Below are 18,747 nucleotides of genomic sequence, written 5' to 3'. Positions count from 1 at the left end.
GGCGGGGTGGCGGGCGCCCGCCGCTGCAGGTACGCGGCGACCGTCACGGAGACGCCGACCAGCGGCAGCGCCAGCACGGAGAGGGCGAGGCGGCCCCAGTCGGCGCCGGCGATCAGCAGGGTGGTGCCGGCCACGTCGACCAGCGGCGCGACGGTGAGCACCCGCAGCGAGGCGGGGTGCACCACGCTCGCCGGGGCGGCGGCCGCCTTGCCGATCACCACGAGCAGCAGCACGCCGCTGACCCCGACGACGGCCGCGGCCACCCGGGCGACCAGGGAGGTGCCGGGCGGGGCCAGGTCGAGCACGACGTACCAGAAGATCAGGGTGCTGGCCACGGCCACCGTGGCGCCGTCGAGCAGCGCGCGGATCCAGCCGATCGTGGTGCGCTCGCCGAACGGCAGGCGGATGAACGCGGTCATCAGCGTCAGCACGCCGGCCAGCATGGGGACGCCGACCCACGGCGACAGCCCGGTGTCGTTGTTGGCCCGCAGCAGCGAGACGATCGAGGAGATCAGCAGCAGCACGCCGGCCTGCCGCAGCAGCCGCCAGAAGGAGCGGACCGGCCGGGACAGCCGGTCCTCGCGGCCGACCCGGTGGCACGCGACGACCGCGGCGGCCATCGACACCGGCGCCCCGAGGAACCCGAGATGCAGCGGGCCGGGGGCGCCGAGCAGGAGCCAGAGCAGCACCCCCGCGGTCGCGGCGAGCGCGACCACGGCGGGTGCCGCCCCGCCGGGTCGTGGCCGGGTGCCGGCGGTCTCGGATGCGCTCATGATGGCTTACCAGTCGGTCGGCCCCGGCCGGATCTGAGCGGTCGGTCAGCGCCGCAGGGCCGCGGACACCACGCCGCGGGCCTCCTCCTGGATGCGCGCCAGGTGGTCGGCGCCCTGGAACGACTCGGCGTAGATCTTGTAGACGTCCTCGGTGCCGGAGGGCCGGGCCGCGAACCAGCCGGACCCGGTCACCACCTTGAGGCCGCCGATCGCCGCGCCGTTGCCGGGCGCGCTGGTCAGCACCGCGGTGATCGGGTCGCCGGCGAGCTCCTTCGCGGTCACCTGCTCCGGGGACAGCCTGCCCAGGACCGCCTTCTCCTCGCGGGTGGCCGGCGCGTCGATCCGGGCGTAGGCCGGCGCCCCGAAGCGCTCGGTGAGCTCCTGGTAGTGCTCGCTCGGCGTCCGGCCGGTGACCGCGATGATCTCCGAGGCCAGCAGGTCCAGGATGATGCCGTCCTTGTCGGTGCTCCACGCCGAGCCGTCGCGGCGCAGGAACGACGCGCCGGCGCTCTCCTCGCCGCCGAAGCCGATCGAGCCGTCGATCAGGCCCGGCACGAACCACTTGAAGCCGACCGGCACCTCCACCAGCGTGCGGCCGAGGTCGGCGGCGACCCGGTCGATCATCGAGGAGGAGACCAGGGTCTTGCCGATCCCGGCGCCGCCCGGCCAGCCGGAGCGGTTGCGGTACAGGTAGCCGATGGCGACCGCGAGGTAGTGGTTCGGGTTCATCAGGCCGCCGTCCGGCGTGACGATCCCGTGCCGGTCGGCGTCGGCGTCGTTGCCGGTGGCGATCTGGAAGCGGTCCTTCTGGGCGATCAGGGAGGCCATCGCGTACGGCGAGGAGCAGTCCATCCGGATCCTGCCGTCCCAGTCCAGCGTCATGAAGCCGAAACGCGGGTCCACGATGGGGTTCACCACGGTCAGGTCGAGCCGGTGCCGTTCGGCGATCTCGCCCCAGTACGCGACGCTGGCCCCGCCGAGCGGATCCGCGCCGATGCGCACCCCGGCGTTCCGGATCGCCTCGATGTCGATCACCGAGGGCAGGTCGTCGACGTACGAGCCGAGGAAGTCGTACGTCGCCGGCTCGCCCCGGGCGACCCGGCGCACGTCCTTGAGGCCGCCGGCGATCAGCTCGTTCGCCCGGTCCTGGATCCACGTGGTGGCGTCGGTGTCGGCCGGCCCCCCGTTCGGCGGGTTGTACTTGAAGCCGCCGTCGTCCGGCGGGTTGTGCGAGGGGGTGACGACGACCCCGTCCGCCTTGACCGCGGACGAGCGGTTGTACGTGAGGATCGCGTGCGAGACCGCGGGAGTCGGCGTGTAACCGTCCCGGCTGTCGATCAGCACTGTCACGTCGTTGGCGGCGAACACCTCCAGCGCGGTGATCTGCGCCGGCTCGCTGAGCGCGTGCGTGTCCCGGCCGAGGAACAGCGGGCCGGTGGTGCCCTGCTCCCGGCGGTACTCGACGATCGCCTGGCTGGTCGCGGCGATGTGATCCTCGTTGAACGCGGTCCGGAGGCTGGACCCGCGGTGCCCGGACGTGCCGAACGCGACCCGCTGGGCCGGCTCGGACGGATCGGGGTGTTCGGTGTAGTACCGGGAGATGACCTTCGGCACGTCGATCAGATCGGACGGCTCGGCGGGCCGGCCGGCACGGGAATGGACGGACATCGCGCCTCCTGAGGGTGTGTCCGGATGGTATCCAGCTACGGGCGCCTTGAACCTTTCCGCACCCCCATCCGAACTATCCTGCGTGACCGGGAAACTTCCGCGCTTCGTGTTGCTGCTCCTGATCGCCGCGGGAGGGCTTCTCACGGCGCCGGAGCCGGCCCTCGCGCACGCCGCGACGGTCGGCTCGGACCCGGCGCCCGGCAGCGTGGTGGGCTCCTCCCCCACCGAGGTGACCGTCACGTTCAGCGAGGCGATCACCCCGGTCGGCGGGCGCGTGCAGGTGATCGCGCCGGACGGCGAGCGGATCTCCGGCCTGGCCACCGCGCGCGGAGCCGTCCTGCACATCCCGGTGCGCACCGCGAGGCACCCGCTCGGGACGTACCTGATCAGTTTCCGGGTGATCTCCGCGGACAGCCACCCGGTCGGCGGCGCGATCACCTTCTCGGTCGGCGCGCCCTCGGCGCGGCCGGAGGCCGCCGAGACCACAGGCATCCATCCCTCGGTCCGGGCCGCCGTGCCCACCTTCCGATTCCTGGGGTACGCGGGTCTGACACTGATCGTCGGCCCGGCGATGTTCCTGGCCTTCCTGTGGCCGGGTCGGCGGTCCCGGGCGGGTGTCCTGCGCACGATCCGGATCGGGTTCGGCCTGACCGCCCTCTCCGCGCTGGGCGCTCTGGGCTCGCAGGCACAGCAGGCCAGCGGCGCCGCTCTCTGGCAGATCTCCGCCGGTGAGCTGGCCGAGGTCGCCACCAGCCGGTTCGGCCTGGCGATGCTGGCCCGGCTGGCCGTGCTGGCAATCCTGTTCGTCCTGCTCCCACCCCTGCTCCGCCGCCGCGCGACGGGCAACCGCACGCGGGCCGTCGCCGTGGGCCTGCTGGGGCTCGGCGGGTTGGCGACGTGGCCGCTGACCGGTCACGCGGTCGCCGCCCCGATGCCGGCGGTCACCGTCGCCGTCGACGTCGTGCACCTGGCCACCATGGCGCTCTGGCTCGGCGGCCTGGTCACGCTGCTGGTCTTCGTGCTGCGCGGCACCGACCGCCGGGTGCTCGGCGTGCTGCTGCCGGTCTGGTCGCGGTGGGCCGCGCTGTCCGTGCTGTGGCTGGCGATCGCCGGGTCGGTGCAGGCGGTGGTCCAGGTGGGCTCGGTGGACGCGCTGGTCCGGACCGGGTACGGCCGCCTGCTGCTCACCAAGCTGGCCGTCCTGGTCGCGGTCCTCGCCGTCGCGGCCGTCGCCCGCCGGTTCGTCCGGCGCTCCCGGGCCGGCGCCGGCCTGCGCCGCACGGTCGGCATCGAGGTGCTGGCGACCGTGGTGATCCTGGGCCTGAGCGCGGTGCTGGTCCAGGTCAACCCGAGCCGCACGGCCGGCGCGGAGGCCGGGGCGGTCCGCGGCGACGGCGTGTCGCAGACGCTGACCTGCCCGCTCTACACACTCCAGTTCAACATCTACCCGGTCGAGCTGGGCGAGTACAACACCGTGCACGCGTTCCTCTACACCCCGGAGGGCAGGCCGCTCCCGCCGGCCGAGTGGGCGATCAGCACGAAGTACCTCGACCAGGACCTGGAGGCGGTCAAGGAGCCGCTGCTCGGCCTGGACCCGCCGCACCACTCGCTGGGCTCGGTGTCCTTCCCGCTGCCGGGGCGCTACGAGATCGCCTTCACCATCCGGGTCGACGACCTCAACCGCGCCACCGTGCGCACCACGGTGACCGTCCCGGCCGCCGCCGGCTGATCAGCCGGCCCGGGGCGGTACCTCGGCCGCGATCAGGCCGGGCTCTGTTGTGGTCACTGCCGGAGCGCGGTGACCGCGACCGAGGTGTACGCCATCGGGACGCTCCCGCCCAGCCGGTCGACAGCCGCGCCGGCCGCCTCCTGCACCTGCGCGATCTGCCCCGGCGCGAGCCTGGTCAGCGCCCCGGACGTGGGCAGCTGGTCCAGCCATTCGTCCCGCGTATACACCTTCTCCCAGTCCACCTGCCACTGCTCGACAGCCCCGAACCCGCCGGCCGCGCGGATCCCGTCCGCCGCCTTGTCCAGGATCGGCCGGTAATTGTCGAGCGGCGATCCGGGCGGCCGGCGGCTCATCGCGAACGGCGAGTCCGGCACCAGTCGCCGCAGCGCCTCCCCCATCGCGGCGGCCAGCTCGCCGGGCAGCGTGAACGTGTGCCAGAACGGCGCCAGCCGGCCGCCCGGGACCAGTGCCCGGGCCGCCTGGCGGGCACCCGCCACCGGATCCACCCAGTGCCACGCCGTCCCGGCCACGACCAGGTCGAATGTCCGCCCGGCCGGCTCCCAGTCCTCGAATGTGGCGACCTCCACCGGGACGCCTGTCGAGCGGGCGAAGTCGGCCATCCGCGGATCGGGCTCGACGCCTAGCACCGTGCAGCCGAGCGCCTGGAACTGCCGCGACTCGATCCCGGTGCCGCACCCGGCGTTCAGCACGTCGCGCCCCGGCGAGGCCGCCAGGATCCGGCTCAGCAGCGAGAGCGGGTACGGCGGGCGGGTGCGGTCGTAGCGCGCGGCGTCCACGCCGAACGACTCCGCGGCCTGCCGGAGCTGATGCATCTGAGGGTCAGTGGGCATGCGCCCACTCTAGTGGGCAATCGCCCACTCGGGAAGCCGGTAGATTGGGCAGGCTGGTCACGCCGCCGCGCGCACCGAGGCCGGCCCGCCGCGTGCAGAAAGGACCACCAGGTGCCGACAGGGGTCGCCCTCCGCGACGTTCGCCGTCAGCTGTTCGGCGCCGCCGACCGGATCCTGCTGCGCTCCGGGCCCAGCGGCCTGACCAGCCGGGCCGTCACCACCGAGGCCGGCTGCGCGAAGGGCGTGCTACACCGGCACTTCGAGGACTTCGACGCGTTCCTCGCCGACTACGTCCTGGACCGGGTCGAGCGGCTGGCCCCGGAGGCCGCGGCGCTGCGCGAGGCGGCCGGCACCGGAACCGTCGCCGGCAACCTGACCACCGCCGTCACCGCGGTGTTCGAGTCCGTGGCGGTCGCCGTCGTCGCGCTGATCACCTTCCGGGACGAGCTGCGGGCCCGGCTCCGGCACACCTGGCCGGCCGGAGTGCCGGTGCTCACCGAGGCGGCCCGGATGATCGGCGACTATCTGGCCGCCGAGCGGGCGCTGGGCCGCGTCCCGGCCGGCACGGACGTGGACGTGCTGGCGGCGATGATGATCGGCACCGGTCACCTACTTTTCGCCGATCGCACCGGCGGCCGCCCCACCGAGGAGGCCGTCCACCGGATGGTCAGCACGGTGCTCAGCTCCGGCGCCGCCTGAGCTCTTCCGGCAACCGCGCCGCCGGCGCCCGCCTTGCCGAATCCTTGCGCCGCCCACGCGGCCACCACGACCGCCGGAACGGTCACCAGCCGCCGCCGGGGCCCGAACGCCCTTCGCCCTGTCCGCGCGTGGCGGACCCGGCCTGATCGGGTGCCTTGCGATGACAGCGCGTAGTCTCGCCGCGTGCTGATTCTGCTGCCGCCGTCCGAGGGCAAGACCCCCGCCGCCTCCGGTGAGCCGCTCGACCTGGCCGGGTTGTGGCTGCCCGAGCTGGCCCCGGCCCGGCAGCGGGTGCTGACCAAGCTGGTCGCGATGTGCCGGCGGAGCAGCGCCCGGTCGATTGCCGACTCACTCGGCGTGCTCGGGCTCAGCGAGGGCCAGCGGGCGGAGATCGCCCGCAACGCGGAGCTTCCGGATGCCCCGGCGGCGCCGGCGGCGGAGGTCTACACCGGGGTGCTGTACGAGGCGCTGGACGTGGAAACCCTCGACGACGCGGCGCGGGCCTGGCTGTTGCCGGCGGCGGTGGTCTTCTCCGGGCTCTGGGGCGTGGTGCGGCTCGGGGACCGGATCCCGGCGTACCGCTGCTCGGTGGGCGTGACGTTCCCGGCGCCGGTCGGCGGGCTCGCGGCGTACTGGAAGAAGGGTCTGCGGAAGGCCCTCGACCAGGCCGCCGCCGACGGACCTGTGCTGGATCTCCGGTCGGGCGCCTATGCGGCGATGTGGGCGCCGCCGGCGGAAAGCGCGAGCCGGGTCGCGGCGCTGCGGGTGCTGCACGAGCGGGTGGTGGACGGTGTCCCGAAACGCTCAGTGGTGAGCCATTTCAACAAGGCGACCAAGGGACGGCTGGTCCGCGCGCTGGCGACGGAGTGCGCCACGCCGGGGACCGTGGACGACCTGATCACCGCCATGCGCGACCTCACGTTCACCGTCGAGGAGCGCCCGTCCCCGGCCGGCAGGCCGCGCCAGCTCGACATCGTCGTCACGGACCTCTGACCGCCCGTCCCGGCGCCTGGCACCCGCGAGACACCCCTGGAGGACCAGGCCCCACGCCCCAACCGGCGCCGCAAGCCCCTCCCCGGGCCGCGGCACACCCGGAAAACCAGCCACCCGGGCCGCCGCCGGGAGGCGCCTCACGAGGCCGGAGGCACCCGCCAGACCAGCGGGAACGCGTTACTGGGCGGCCAGGATGTCCACGACGAAGCGCAGATCCTGGTCCTTGTAGGCGAGCGCGGCCGGCACGTCCAGCTGGATCCGGCTGCCCACCTTCTGCCCGGGAATGCCCTGGTCCCACCCCTGGATCAGGGAGCCCACCCCGATCGGCGAGGTGAACGGCTGGTGACGGCTCCACGACGAGTCCATCACGCTGCCACCCTTGTACGGGATCAGCTTGTAGTTGAAGGTCACCGTCTGACCGGACTTGACCACCGGCCCGGCGCCCTTCACCAGCTCGGTGACCACCAGCTTGGTCAGCGGGCCGCCGGTGCCCGGCTGGACGTCCGGCTCCTTGGACAGCTCCGCCGGGAGCGAGCCGGACGCGGCCGCCGGCGCGGAGCTGCCCACCGGTGCCGGCTCGACAGGTGCGGCCGAGGACGTCGTGGCGGCGCTCGTCGCGGACGGCTGCTCGTCGCCGCCGGAGCGGACCACGAAGAACACCACCACCAGCACCGCGAAGACGAGCGCGCCGGCCACCCCGCCCGCGATGGCCTGGCTGCGGCGTTTGTCCACCACGGCGGTCCGGTCACTCATCTGCCGATTCCTCCTGGACTCTGGTGGCCGCCGCGGGGGCCGGCCGGATACCGAACGGAAACTCCGGCCACCGTACTCGCCCATGCCCGGAAAAGCCGCGCCAAACCTCCGCCGAATCGCCGATGCGGTTGATCAACCGTACGGGCGGTACCCGGGGCCGCTCTTCACCCGACCGCCGGAAGATGAGATCGTTCCACCCACTGCCGTCCGATCGTCGCCCCGCATCTTGGAGACCCGTTGCTGCGCCGTCGTCGCCCCGAGGTGCCGGATGTGCTGCTGGCGCCCGGCCGGCCCCGCTGGCGGGAACACCTCGCCCCGGCCGTGGTGATCCTGGGCGGCGTGCTGGTCGTGGTCCTGGTCGGCGTCGCCGCCCTGGTCAGCCGCTCGGGCCGGCACCCGGAGAACGATCCGGTGGCCGGCGCGGCCGCCGAGCCGACCCTGGACCAGGTGCCGATCCCGCTGCCCAGCCCGTCGCTCTCGACCAGCCCCGCGCCGATCAACGCGATCACCGTCGAGCAGGGCACGGTCCCGGACTCGGTCGATCTCAGCGACGAGGGCAAGGTCGACTGGGTGCACTGGGGCGAGGAGGGCGTGTACTCGCTGGAGCGCGACGCCGGGGGCAACTTCGCGATCCTGGAGGGCACCCCGGACGCGCCACGGCGCCGGCACACCGTGAGCCCGGAACGGTTCCGCTGGTCCGGCGGCACCCCGGCGGCCGGCAGCGGCGGCGCCACCAGCGGCATCCGGACCTGCGGGGCCGGCAACGGCTTCACCCTGTCCGCGCCGGCCACCCCGCAACCGCGCAAGCTGCGGCTCTACCTGGGGGTGCTGAACGGGCAGGGGCTGCTCAGGCTCAAGCTCACCACCGGCGGGAAGACCGTCACCTCGCGGCTGGACCAACGCGGGAGCTCGCTGCGGACCGCGAAGTACACGGTCAGCTATCGCGCCACCGGTCCTGGCAAGATCTCCATCGAGTGGATCACTGAGAAATCCTTCGACGACGACTGCGGTGGGGTCGCGCTCGAAGCGGCGACTCTTTTCTAGCTTTCGGTACGAACCGGTGCGTGCCCTGAACACCACCGGGAAAGGGGAACAGGGTGTTCGCGGGCTGGGGATCGCGGGTCGCCCGCCTCCGATGGCCGGTGCTGATCGTCACGCTGGTGGCGGTGCTCGGCGCCGGGGTCTGGGGCATGGGCGTTTTCGGGCAGCTGACCGAGGGCGGTTACGCCGACCCCGCGAGCGAGTCGGCCCGCGCGGCGGACGTGGTCGCCGAGGCGGCCGGCGGTCAGGGCGGCGACGTCGTCGCGATCTACACCCCGGCCCCGGGTGTCGCCATCGGCGACGCCGGGCTGACGGAACGGATCCGGGACCGGCTCGCGGCGCTGCCCCGGTCGTCGGTGACGGCGACCGTCTCGTACTGGGACAAGAAGAACGCGGCGTATGCCGCGAAGGACAAGTCCAGCGCGGTCGCTGTCGTCACGCTGGCCGGCGCCGACGACGCCGCCAAGACCGAGGCGTACGGCGAGATCGCGGACCGGTTCACCGTCGACGGCGCCACCGTGCAGCTGGCCGGCGGCATCCCGCTCGCGCACACCTCGAACCAGCGCTCCACGGACGACCTCGCGTTCGCCGAGATGATCTCGATGCCGGTGGTGCTGATCCTGCTGCTGTTCATCTTCGGCTCGCTGGTCGCCGCGTCGCTGCCGGTGATCGTCGGCGGCTGCGCGGTGCTCGGCTCGCTCGGGGTGCTGCGCGCGGTCGCGCTCGGGCACGACGTGAACTCGTTCGCGGTGAACGTGGCGAGCCTGCTCGGGCTGGGCATGGCGATCGACTACGGGCTGTTCATGGTGGGCCGGTTCCGCGAGGAGCAGGCCGCGGGACACGATCCGGCCGAGGCGGTACGCCGCACCGTGGGCACCGCCGGCCGTACCGTCCTGTTCTCCGCGACCCTGCTGATGACCGCGCTCGCCGGTCTGCTGCTCTTCCCGCAGGGATTCCTCAAGTCGCTGGCGTACGGCGGTCTCGCCGCCGTCTTCCTGGCGATGCTGCTCTCGCTCACCCTGCTCCCGGCGGCCCTGGCCATCCTGGGCCCGCGCGTCGACAACGCTCCGGTCCGCCTGCCCGGCCGCCGCGGCCCGGCCGGGACCGGCGCCGGGTGGCAGCGGCTGGCCGGCTTCGTCCTGCGCCGCCCCGTCGTGGTGGCGGTCCCGATCCTGATCGGCCTGCTCGTGCTGGCGGTGCCGATCAAGGACGTCCGGTTCGGCGAGAACGACGAGCGGATGCTGCCGGCCGGCGACCCGTCACGCGTGGCCATCGCGACGCTCAAGGCGTCGTACCCGCAGTTCAGCAGCGACGGCGTGCAGGTCGTGCTGCAGGGCCCGCCGGCCGGCGCCGAGGATTTCGCCGCGCGCCTCGCCAAGGTCCCCGGCGTCGCCTCGGTCAACCCGTCCGGGGCCGGCGAGAACGTCACGGTCCTCAACGCCGCCCTGCGGAGCACCGACTCGTTCAGCGCCCCGGCGCGCCGGGTCGTCGACGACATCCGCGGGATGAGCCCACCGGCCGGCACCCGGATCCTGGTGGGCGGCGTCACCGCCCGCAACGTCGACAGCCTGGACGCGATCGCCGACCGCCTGCCGCTGATGATCGGCCTGCTGGCCGGCGCCACGCTGCTGCTGATGTTCCTCGCCTTCGGCTCGTTCCTGCTGCCGGTCAAGGCGGTGGTGATGAGCGGGCTCAGCCTGAGCGCGACGTTCGGTCTGCTGGTCTGGCTCTTCCAGGAGGGCCACGGCGCCGGCCTGCTCGGCGTCACGCCGGCCCCGCTGGAAGCCGGGATCGTGGTGTTGATGGCGGCCGTGGTCTTCGGCCTGTCCACCGACTACGAGGTGTTCCTGCTCTCCCGCATGGTCGAGGCCCGGACCAGAGGCGCGACCACCGCGGACGCCGTCAGCATCGGCCTGACCCGCACCGGCCGGGTGATCAGCGCCGCGGCGATCCTGCTGATCGTGGTGACCGGCGCGTTCGCGCTGTCCACGGTCACCACCATGCGGTTCGTCGGCGTCGGCATGATCGTCGCCCTGGTCCTGGACGCGACGGTCGTCCGGATGCTGCTGGTCCCGGCGGTCCTGGCCCTGCTCGGGGACGCGGCGTGGTGGGCGCCCGGGGCGCTGCGGCGACTCCAGGAGAGGGCCGGGCTCGCGGAACACGCCGGAGAGCAGGAGCCTTCCGGTACGCCGTCGGCCGCTGACGCCAGAACTGAGATCCTGCAGTACGCCGGGGCCGGGGCGCACCGCCCGGAGGTGTCCTTCGCCGGGTCCGGCGACGCCACCGCCGTCCTGCCGGCCGTCAAGGACGACGACGCGCTGGTGACGGCTCCTGACGAGACGTCAGTCATCGTCTGGGACCCGGACCCGAAGCCGGCCGCCGAGGTGTCGTCCGTCTCCGGCGCCGCACCGAGCGCCGACGCCACCCCGGACGCCGCCGAACGCTCTGTGGACCCGGACCCGGACCCGGACCCGGAGCCGGACCGCACGCAGCTGCTCCCGGTCGTCTCCACCGGGACCGCGGCCGGGCCGGACCCGGCAGACGACGAGGTCTCCACTCCCCCGGTCGCCGCCGAACCGGCCTCCGACCTCGACTCCACCCAGGTCATCACCGTCCCGCCGCAGGTCACCGATCCGTTGGCGGCGGACGATCCGGAACCGCCGGAATTCACCCCGGACGAATCGACCCCGCTCTTCGACGAGACCGCAGCCGACCGCGCCACCCCGGCCGACCCGGACACCTCCCACGACGACACGGCGACCGAGTCCCGCGAGCCGGAGTCCGACGGCGGCGATTCCCCGGCACCCCCGGACCAGCCCGCCGCCCCCGCACCGGAGGCGGCGCAGGCCGAGGAGACGGCGCAGATCGACGAGGCCACGCCCACCGAAACCGCGGACGTCGACGAGACCGCGCCCACCGACGAGACCGCACAGGCCCTGGAGACCGCGCCCACCGACGAATCCGCGCAGGCCCAGGAGACCGCGCCCACCGACGAATCCGCGCAGGCCCAGGAGACCGCGCAGGTCGAGGACGACGCGGAAACGTCGGCCCGGCCGCTGCCGGAACCGGACGCCGCGGAAGGAGGCGCCCCCAAGGAAGCGACACCGGTCACTGCGATCCCGGCCGAGGTGGCGGACGCCTTCACGTGGATGTCGGACCCGCGCATCGCCGGAATCGTCAGGCCGGCCGACGCCGCCACCACGAGTCAGGAGTTCCCGTGGCTCGCGAACCCGGCGACGCCGGCTCCGGGCACCCGGGAAGAGCCGGACGTGATCCCCACGCGGGCCAACCGTCCGGCGACCTTGGGCGACCTTCCCAAGCCGGCCCGGCGCCGCACCCGGCCCGCTGTCAGCGCCGACGACCACCCGCCGCGGCCCACGGACGACGTATCCGCCGTCGCGGACATGTCGACGACGGAGACCACGGACGCGAACCTCACCACCGGTGAGGTTTCCGCCGAGGAGACTTCCGGCCCACGGAACCCGGCCGAGAAAGATCAAGCGACGGAGAACCCGGCCGCGGAAGAAGCCGCCCGGGAAAGTTCGCCCGACCGGGAGGCGGACGCCGCGCGGGAAGGTTCGCCCGACCGGGAGGCGGACGCCACGCCGGTCAGTGGCCCGGGGGCCGGGCAGCGTCCGCAGACGCTCGACGAGTGGCTGCACGGCAACCCGGCCCAGGCCCGCCCGCGCAGCCTCGACGACTGGCTGTCCGCCGGGACCCGCCCGGCCGATTCGGGCGCGCCCCGCCCGCGGACGCTCGGCGACCTGCCCGGTGGCAAGCCCCCGGCGTCCACCCGGCGCCCGGCCACGCTCGCCGACCACACCCCGGACGCCAACCGCCCGCGCCGATCCGGTGGTGGCCCGTCGACGGGTGACTCCCCGGGCACCGCCCCCGGCGGCAGCCGCCAGGATCACGACCCCGGCCAGGCCGGATGACGCCGTACCTCCGCGATTTCCGTGGCGAACCGTGACGGGAGACGCTTGAGGGACGCGCGCGGCGGCCGATAGAACCTCTTGGTAATACAGTGCCTGCGGCAGCACGGCAGAACAGGAGATACGACGGATGACCGGCAGTGACCCGACCCTGGGCGTGGATCCGGACCGCCTGGCGGTCTGCCTCGCCGTCCTGGCCGAGGTGGAGACCCTGCCGGTGGAGCATCCGGACGCGGTGCGGGTGCGGCGCGCGACCGCGGGGATCTTCAAGACCGCGAAGATCCAGCGGCGCAAGGACCGGCGGCAGGCCGTCCTGGACAACGATCGGGCGGTGACCGCGGCGACCGCGACCGGGGCGCCGGGGCGCATCGACGACGAGACCGCCGGGATCCCGCTGAGGAGCGCGACCGCCGGGGCGACCGCTGGTGTGCTCAAGCAGGCCCGCGGGTGCTACGTGTGCAAGCAGCGGTACACCGTCGTGGACGCCTTCTACCACCAGCTCTGCCCGGACTGCGCCAAGCTCAACCACGAGCGGCGCGACGCGCGGACCGATCTGACCGGGCGGCGGGCGCTGCTCACCGGCGGGCGGGCGAAGATCGGGATGTACATCGCGCTGCGGCTGCTGCGGGACGGCGCGGACCTGACGATCACGACGCGGTTCCCGCACGACGCGGTGCGGCGGTTCACCGCGATGCCGGACAGCGCGGACTGGATCGACCGGCTGCACGTGGTCGGGATCGACCTGCGGGACCCGGCGCAGGTGGTGGGTCTGGCCGAGTCGGTGGCGGCGCGCGGGCCGCTGGACATCCTGATCAACAACGCGGCGCAGACGGTGCGCCGGACGGCCGGGTCCTACGCCGCGATCGCGGCCGCCGAGGCCGAGCCGCTGCCTGCCGGGAAGCTGCCCGAGCTGGAGTACTTCGGGAACGCGGGCAGTTCGCCGGCGGCGGTGCTGACCGCCGGGACCTCCACGCTGACCGCGCAGCAGATCACCGAGCTGGCGCTGACCGCGCGATCGGTGGCGATCGACGCGGGCGGCCTGGTGCCGGACACCACCCCGACGAACAGCTGGAGCGACCGGGTGCACGAGGTCGACCCGCTGGAGTTGCTGGAGGTCCAGCTCTGCAATGTGACGGCGCCCTTCATCCTGGTCAGCCGGCTCCGGCCGGCGATGACACAATCACAGTTCCCGCGGCGGTACGTCGTGAACGTGTCGGCCATGGAGGGCATCTTCGCCCGTGGCTACAAGGGCGCCGGTCACCCGCACACCAACATGGCCAAGGCCGCGCTGAACATGCTGACCCGCACCAGCGCCGTCGACATGTTCGCCGACCGCATCCTGATGACCAGTGTGGACACCGGCTGGATCACCGACGAGCGGCCGCACCCGACCAAGATGCGGCTGCACGAGGAGGGGTTCCACGCCCCGCTGGACCTGGTGGACGGGGCGGCCCGGGTCTACGACCCGATCGTGCGCGGGGAGCAGGGCGAGGACGTGTACGGCTGCTTCCTCAAGGATTACGCGCCGGTCGACTGGTGAGATCGGGCCGCGCCCCTGGCGGGAGCGCGGCCCGGAAAGCCGCGGGGAAACCGCGGAACCTACGGCCGCGGCCAGTCCCGCGGCGGGACGCCCTTCGGGGGCTGAGTCTGCGGACGCCCGCGGTGACCCACCGGACGGCCCCGGTCGCCCACTGGACGGCCCCGGACACCCACCGGACCGCCGTGATCGCCCGCGGGCCGGCCCCGGTCGCCCACCGGACGGCCGCGGTCACCCTGCGGCCACATCTGCGGCCCGGGTCCGCCGCCGGCGGGGAACGGCCGGCCCGCGTGGTCCGGCCGGTACGGCCACTGCGCCGGCCACTGCCCGCGCCACTCGTCCCACTGCCAGGCGTTCCGGTCGACGGTCAGCTCGAACATCCATCCGCGCCGGCCGTCCTCGATCGGGGCGCAGTCGTAGTACGTCCAGGCGCCGTACCGCGTCCCGGTCCACCCGGCCTTCTCGCACGACCACTGGGTGCGGTAGTAGCCGATCAGGTACCCGTTGCCGAAGTCCGCGGTCCGCACGGCGTCGTCGCCGCCGGACGGGGCGGCCTGCGCCGGGCTCACGCCGATCATCGCGCCGGCGGCGAGGCTCATGCCGGTCAGCGCCAGGAAACGCTCTGCCTTCTTCATGTCACACCTTTTCGGACATATGGCCATTGCGTGCCTAGCGCATCATGGCCGTCCGGGCGGTTTGGGCGTTTCCGGCCAACTAGTCCGTTCGACCTACCCCCGGAGTGTCGGCCAACTGCCGGAAGGCCGGACGGAGCACCTCGGTCAGCGGGCGTCCGTGGTGGCCGAGCCGCGGCGGGTCGAGCTGGTCCAACAGCGCGTCGGAACGGCCGCCGGACATGCTTTGATCAGCGGATTCGCCGAGGTCCAGAGAGCGGCCCCAGAACGCGTCGGGGTCATCGGGATCGATCAGCGGCGACTCCTCGGGAGGGGAGGTTTCGGACTGATTGGCCGTTTTTGCACTATCTGCCATCTCGGCGGCGTTCACCGCCGCTTCCTCGCGCAACCGCCGCAACCGCATCAGCAGCTCGTCCCGATGCCGCCCGCGCCAGGTGAACACCTCGAACGGATCCGCCTCGAAAGCCCGTGCCAGCGCGTAGACCGTCGCCGCCAGGTGCACGCACGGCATCGGCCACCGCTCGCAGGTGCAGTCCATCGCCACCTCGTCCAGCGACAGCGGCAGCAGGGTCAGCCCGGCGCCGGCGAACACCGCCTCGATGCCCGCCGGCATCCGCCCGTCGAGCAGGCCGGCCACGAAACGGGCCTCCTGGACCAGCGCGGACTCGACCCGGGCCCAGTCGGCGGCGCCGAAGGCACGGACCGCGACGCGCGACCGGAACGCCACAGCATCGTCCGGGCCGCGGACCAGGGCGACGGCCAAGCTGCTGGAGACGGTGAGGCTGCGGACGTGCCCGGCCCGCTCGTCGCGGCGGCCCCGCGCGAACGTGGGCCCCATCCGCAGCGACTCGAACATGCCCAGGAAGGCGGGCGCGAAGTCAGTCAACGATCGCCTCCGGCGCCAGCGCGACCAGGTCGCGCAGCTCACTCGTGGACAACGCGGTCAGCCAGCCCTCGCCGGAGCCCACCACCCGCTCCGCCAGCACTCCCTTGTCGGCCAGCAGCTGATCGATGCGCTCCTCCAGGGTGCCCAGGCAGACCAGCGTGTGCACGTGCACGTCACGCCGCTGGCCGATCCGGAACGCCCGGTCGCTGGCCTGCGTCTCGGTGGCCGGGTTCCACCACCGGTCCAGGTGCACCACGTGATTGGCCGCGGTGAGGTTCAGCCCGGTCCCGCCGGCCTTCAACGACAGCACGAACACCCCCGGCTCCGCCGCCTGCTGGAAGCCGGCGACCATCGCGTCCCGGGCGCCGCGCGCCGTCCCGCCGTGCAGGAACGGCACCCGCACCCCGAACCGGGCGGCCAGGTGCGGGGCCAGCATCCCGCCGAACTTCGCGAACTGGGTGAAGACCAGCACGCTCTCGCCCGCCCCCAGAGCGCGGTCCACGATCTCCTCCAGCCGGTCCACCTTCCCGGACCGGCCGGGCAGCGGCGACGCGTCCTTGAGCAGCAGCGCCGGATGCACGCAGACCTGTTTCAGCTTGGTCATCGCGGCCAGCACCAGCCCCTTGCGCCGGGTCCCGCCCGGCTCCGCGAGCCGCTCCAGCAGGTCGTCGAGCACCGCCCGATAGAGGCTGACCTGCTCGGTGGTCATCCCGCACAGGTGCCGGACGTTGCGCTTGGCCGGCAGGTCGCCGGCGATCCCCGGGTCCGCCTTGGTGCGCCGCAGCAGGAAAGGCCGGGTGGCCTGCCGCAACCGCGCCGCGGCCTCCTCGTCCTCGTACCTCTCGATCGGCACCGCGAACCGCGCGCGGAAGGTGTGCGCCGACGCCAGCAGCCCCGGGTTGACGAAGTCCAGGATGGACCAGAGCTCGGCAAGCCGGTTCTCCACCGGGGTGCCGGTCAGCGCGATCCGGTTGCGCGCCGGGAACCGTCGGACCGCGCGGGCCGCCGCCCCCGCGCTGTTCTTGATGTGCTGCGCCTCGTCCAGCACCACCCGGTCCCACGCGATCGCGGCGAGGGCGTCCGCGTCCAGCACGGCCGTCGCATACGTGGTCAGCACCAGATCGGCGTCGCCGGTGAAGGAGAGGTCCCGGTCGGCGCCGTGCAGTACCCGCACCCGCAGCGACGGCGCGAACCGCGCGGCCTCCCGCTGCCAGTTCCCCAGCACCGACAGCGGGCAGACCAGCAGCGCCGGCCCGTCCCGCCGGTGCAGCAGCAGGGTCAGCAGCTGCACGGTCTTACCGAGGCCCATGTCGTCGGCCAGGCAGGCGCCCACACCCAGCGAGTCCAGGAAGGCAAGCCAGGAGAAACCCCTGATCTGGTACGGCCGGAGCACGGTGTTCAGCCCCGCGGGCGGATCGAGCAGCTCCAGCCGCTGGTCCAGCTCGCCGCTGAGCAGGTCCCCCAGCCAGCCCTCACCCCGGGCGTCGGTCACCGGCAGCGGCAGCTCCTCGGGCGGCAGCAGCCGGGTCACCCGCAGCGCGTCCCCGGCCGTCATGGTCCCGCCGCCACGGCGCAGGAACGCCAGCCCGGCCGCCAGCCGCTCGGGGTCCAGGAACACCCACCGCCCGCGCAGCCGGACCAGCGGCACCTTGGCCTGCGCCAGGTCGGCCAGATCGTCCTCGGTCAGGGTGCGCCCGCCGAGCGACAGCCCCCACTCGTAGTCGACGAGGTCGCGCAGCCCGGCCGTGCGGTCGCGCAGCACCCGGGCGATCGGCTCCGGGCTGCGCACCCGCAGCGCCAGCCCGAGCCCGGGACCGCGCCGCCACCAGGCCGGCAGCAGAACGCCGTAGCCCGCCTCCCGCAACAGCCCGGCGTGGCTGAGGAAGCCGTGCGCACCCTCGGTGTCCAGGATCATCTCCGCCGGGTGGGCCTCGCGCAGCGCGTCGCCGAGCGCCGGGTAGAGCCGGGCGGCCCGGCCCAGCCCGGCGAGCAGGCGTTCCTGCGGGTGCGCGGTCCACCGGCGCAGCGGGGCGGACGAGTCGCGCCACACGTCGGCGGCCGGCACCAGCACGCTCGGCTCGTCCGCCGCCTGCAGCAGGAACTCCAGCCGCCACGCGCCCTCGGGCAGCCGCACCTCGCCGGGGACGGCCGGCTCGTGCTCACGCGGGTCGCTGAGCCGGAAGCAGACCCGTACCTCGGACCCGCGGGCCGCCTGCGCGAACCACGCGTCCAGCGCGCGGATCAGCTCGTCCAGCTCGTCGTGCGGCGCGTGGAACTCCGGCTCGCCGGTCAGCGCGGCCAGCCAGCCGCTGTCGGCGAGCGTCACCCCGGTCTCCGCCAGCCGGGTCCGCACCAGGCCGTCGACCAGCCGCTCCAAGGCGGCGGAGACCAGCTCCGCCGCCCCGGCGGCGCCGGTCCCGCGGTCGTCGCGGCGGGCCGGGCGCGGCTCGGCGCCGGACGCGGTCCCGGCCCGGCAGGCGGGCGGCATGCGCTCCAGCAGGACGGCGTGGCGAGCCGCGTCGGCGCCGATCAGAACCGGTCGCCACCACGCCTTCGGGCGGGCCCCGTCGAGCCGCACGCCGGGCAGCACCCGGCCGCGCCGGACCAGGCTCGCGGCGAACCCGCACAGCTCGATCAGCCAGCGCACGCCCGGCGAGACCCGGCCGTCGAACTCGGCGGCCAGGTCGGCGTCGAGGAACGGCACGCCGACCGCGGGCACCCGCCACACCCGGGCGCGGCGCACCCCCCGCCGGGGCGGCACGCCGACCTGCGGCGACGGCAACGGACCGGCCCCGGTCGACGGCAGGGTCAACAGGGCGGGCTCGCGCCGCTCCCCGGCCGGCAACTCCGCGGCCGGCACCGCGAACGGATGCCACGGCACGCCCCGGCCACCGCCCGGCACACCTCGCCCCGGCGCCGGCACGGCACCCGGCACACCCCTGCCATCCGCCGGCGCGGCACCTGACGAACTCCGGCCCTCCGCCGCCGGCACAGCGCCCGGCGCGCCGTCCTCGGCCCACAGGTTCAGCGTGCCGTCGCGGCTCACGAACCCGTGCAGCACCCGGACGCCGGGCTCGCCGGTGGGCAGGACGGTGCTCACCCGTACACCTCGATGGTCCTCGGCCGGCGGCGGACCGCGACCGCGGCACGGACCGCCGCCATCCGGCCACCCGGCGCGGTCCCGGCGACGAAGAGCTTCAGCACGGGCCCGACTCTAGGCCGCCCCACCGACACTTTCCCCCGGGAGGCCGGC

The 18,747-nt window shown here is 74.0% G+C and carries 12 protein-coding genes and 1 pseudogene; 6 read left to right on the top strand and 7 right to left on the bottom strand.

Features of this window, described 5'->3' with window-relative positions; all coding sequences use genetic code 11:
* Together Asi03nite_RS06430 and pgm are read right to left on the bottom strand one after the other, a co-directional pair.
* A pseudogene (locus tag Asi03nite_RS06430) lies at window positions 1–773 on the bottom strand (GGDEF-domain containing protein); the annotation flags it as partial.
* A gap of 45 nt (window positions 774–818) precedes the next feature.
* Window positions 819–2,441: a phosphoglucomutase (alpha-D-glucose-1,6-bisphosphate-dependent) gene (gene pgm, locus Asi03nite_RS06425; protein WP_203677486.1), complete on the bottom strand. Its 1,623-nt coding sequence runs from the start codon at window positions 2,439–2,441 to the stop codon at window positions 819–821.
* An 82-nt stretch (window positions 2,442–2,523) separates the two neighbouring features.
* Between pgm and Asi03nite_RS06420 the strand changes: the two genes are divergently transcribed.
* Entirely contained in the window at window positions 2,524–4,170 is a 1,647-nt protein-coding gene (locus Asi03nite_RS06420) for a copper resistance CopC/CopD family protein (RefSeq protein WP_239102460.1), read from the top strand.
* 53 nt (window positions 4,171–4,223) lie between these two features.
* Here Asi03nite_RS06420 and Asi03nite_RS06415 read toward each other — a convergent pair whose 3' ends face one another.
* The gene (locus Asi03nite_RS06415) at window positions 4,224–5,021 is read right to left on the bottom strand and encodes a class I SAM-dependent methyltransferase (RefSeq protein WP_203677484.1); all 798 of its coding nucleotides are present in this window, start codon (window positions 5,019–5,021) and stop codon (window positions 4,224–4,226) included.
* Window positions 5,022–5,132: 111 nt separating this feature from the next.
* Here Asi03nite_RS06415 and Asi03nite_RS06410 point away from each other — a divergent pair, with 111 nt between their 5' ends.
* Window positions 5,133–5,720, top strand: a complete 588-nt coding sequence (locus tag Asi03nite_RS06410; RefSeq protein ID WP_203677483.1) for a TetR/AcrR family transcriptional regulator — start codon at window positions 5,133–5,135, stop codon at window positions 5,718–5,720.
* A 183-nt stretch (window positions 5,721–5,903) separates the two neighbouring features.
* The gene (yaaA, locus tag Asi03nite_RS06405; protein WP_203677482.1) at window positions 5,904–6,713 is read left to right on the top strand and encodes a peroxide stress protein YaaA; all 810 of its coding nucleotides are present in this window, start codon (window positions 5,904–5,906) and stop codon (window positions 6,711–6,713) included.
* 177 nt (window positions 6,714–6,890) lie between these two features.
* Here yaaA and Asi03nite_RS06400 read toward each other — a convergent pair whose 3' ends face one another.
* A complete protein-coding gene (locus Asi03nite_RS06400) occupies window positions 6,891–7,466 on the bottom strand; it encodes an FKBP-type peptidyl-prolyl cis-trans isomerase (RefSeq protein ID WP_203677481.1) in 576 nt (191 codons plus the stop codon).
* 237 nt (window positions 7,467–7,703) lie between these two features.
* Between Asi03nite_RS06400 and Asi03nite_RS06395 the strand changes: the two genes are divergently transcribed.
* The 3 genes from Asi03nite_RS06395 to Asi03nite_RS06385 all read left to right on the top strand — a co-directional run bounded on the left by Asi03nite_RS06395 (window position 7,704) and on the right by Asi03nite_RS06385 (window position 13,979).
* Complete coding sequence (locus Asi03nite_RS06395) at window positions 7,704–8,510, top strand: hypothetical protein (RefSeq protein WP_239102459.1); 807 nt, start codon at window positions 7,704–7,706, stop codon at window positions 8,508–8,510.
* A gap of 53 nt (window positions 8,511–8,563) precedes the next feature.
* On the top strand, window positions 8,564–12,442 hold the full coding sequence (locus Asi03nite_RS06390) for an MMPL family transporter (RefSeq protein WP_239102457.1): 3,879 nt from the start codon (window positions 8,564–8,566) through the stop codon (window positions 12,440–12,442).
* 127 nt (window positions 12,443–12,569) lie between these two features.
* Complete coding sequence (locus Asi03nite_RS06385; RefSeq protein ID WP_203677480.1) at window positions 12,570–13,979, top strand: SDR family NAD(P)-dependent oxidoreductase; 1,410 nt, start codon at window positions 12,570–12,572, stop codon at window positions 13,977–13,979.
* A gap of 59 nt (window positions 13,980–14,038) precedes the next feature.
* On the opposite strand, the gene Asi03nite_RS06380 is transcribed toward Asi03nite_RS06385, so the two are convergent.
* The 3 genes from Asi03nite_RS06380 to Asi03nite_RS06370 form a co-directional block, all read right to left on the bottom strand.
* Complete coding sequence (locus Asi03nite_RS06380) at window positions 14,039–14,611, bottom strand: hypothetical protein (protein WP_203677479.1); 573 nt, start codon at window positions 14,609–14,611, stop codon at window positions 14,039–14,041.
* Window positions 14,612–14,690: 79 nt separating this feature from the next.
* Window positions 14,691–15,494, bottom strand: a complete 804-nt coding sequence (locus tag Asi03nite_RS06375; protein ID WP_203677478.1) for an SWIM zinc finger family protein — start codon at window positions 15,492–15,494, stop codon at window positions 14,691–14,693.
* Window positions 15,487–18,594 carry a DEAD/DEAH box helicase gene (locus Asi03nite_RS06370; RefSeq protein WP_203677477.1) on the bottom strand — a complete coding sequence of 1,036 codons (3,108 nt, stop codon included), beginning with the start codon at window positions 18,592–18,594 and terminating at the stop codon, window positions 15,487–15,489. Before Asi03nite_RS06370 ends, Asi03nite_RS06375 begins: the two co-directional genes overlap by 8 nt.
* Between the last annotated feature and the right edge of the window lie 153 nt (window positions 18,595–18,747).

Origin of the sequence: Actinoplanes siamensis, from assembly GCF_016862395.1 — a bacterium.
GTDB lineage: Bacteria > Actinomycetota > Actinomycetes > Mycobacteriales > Micromonosporaceae > Actinoplanes > Actinoplanes siamensis.
This window is presented reverse-complemented; position numbering and strand designations above follow the sequence as displayed.

What these genes read in the sequence shown, in the direction of transcription:
- pgm (WP_203677486.1), bottom strand. Translation starts at nt 2,441, where the DNA reads ATGTCCGTCCATTCCCGTGCCGGCCGGCCCGCCGAGCCGTCCGATCTG.
- Asi03nite_RS06415 (WP_203677484.1), bottom strand. Translation starts at nt 5,021, where the DNA reads ATGCCCACTGACCCTCAGATGCATCAGCTCCGGCAGGCCGCGGAGTCG.
- Asi03nite_RS06400 (WP_203677481.1), bottom strand. Translation starts at nt 7,466, where the DNA reads ATGAGTGACCGGACCGCCGTGGTGGACAAACGCCGCAGCCAGGCCATC.
- Asi03nite_RS06385 (WP_203677480.1), top strand. Translation starts at nt 12,570, where the DNA reads ATGACCGGCAGTGACCCGACCCTGGGCGTGGATCCGGACCGCCTGGCG.
- Asi03nite_RS06380 (WP_203677479.1), bottom strand. Translation starts at nt 14,611, where the DNA reads ATGAAGAAGGCAGAGCGTTTCCTGGCGCTGACCGGCATGAGCCTCGCC.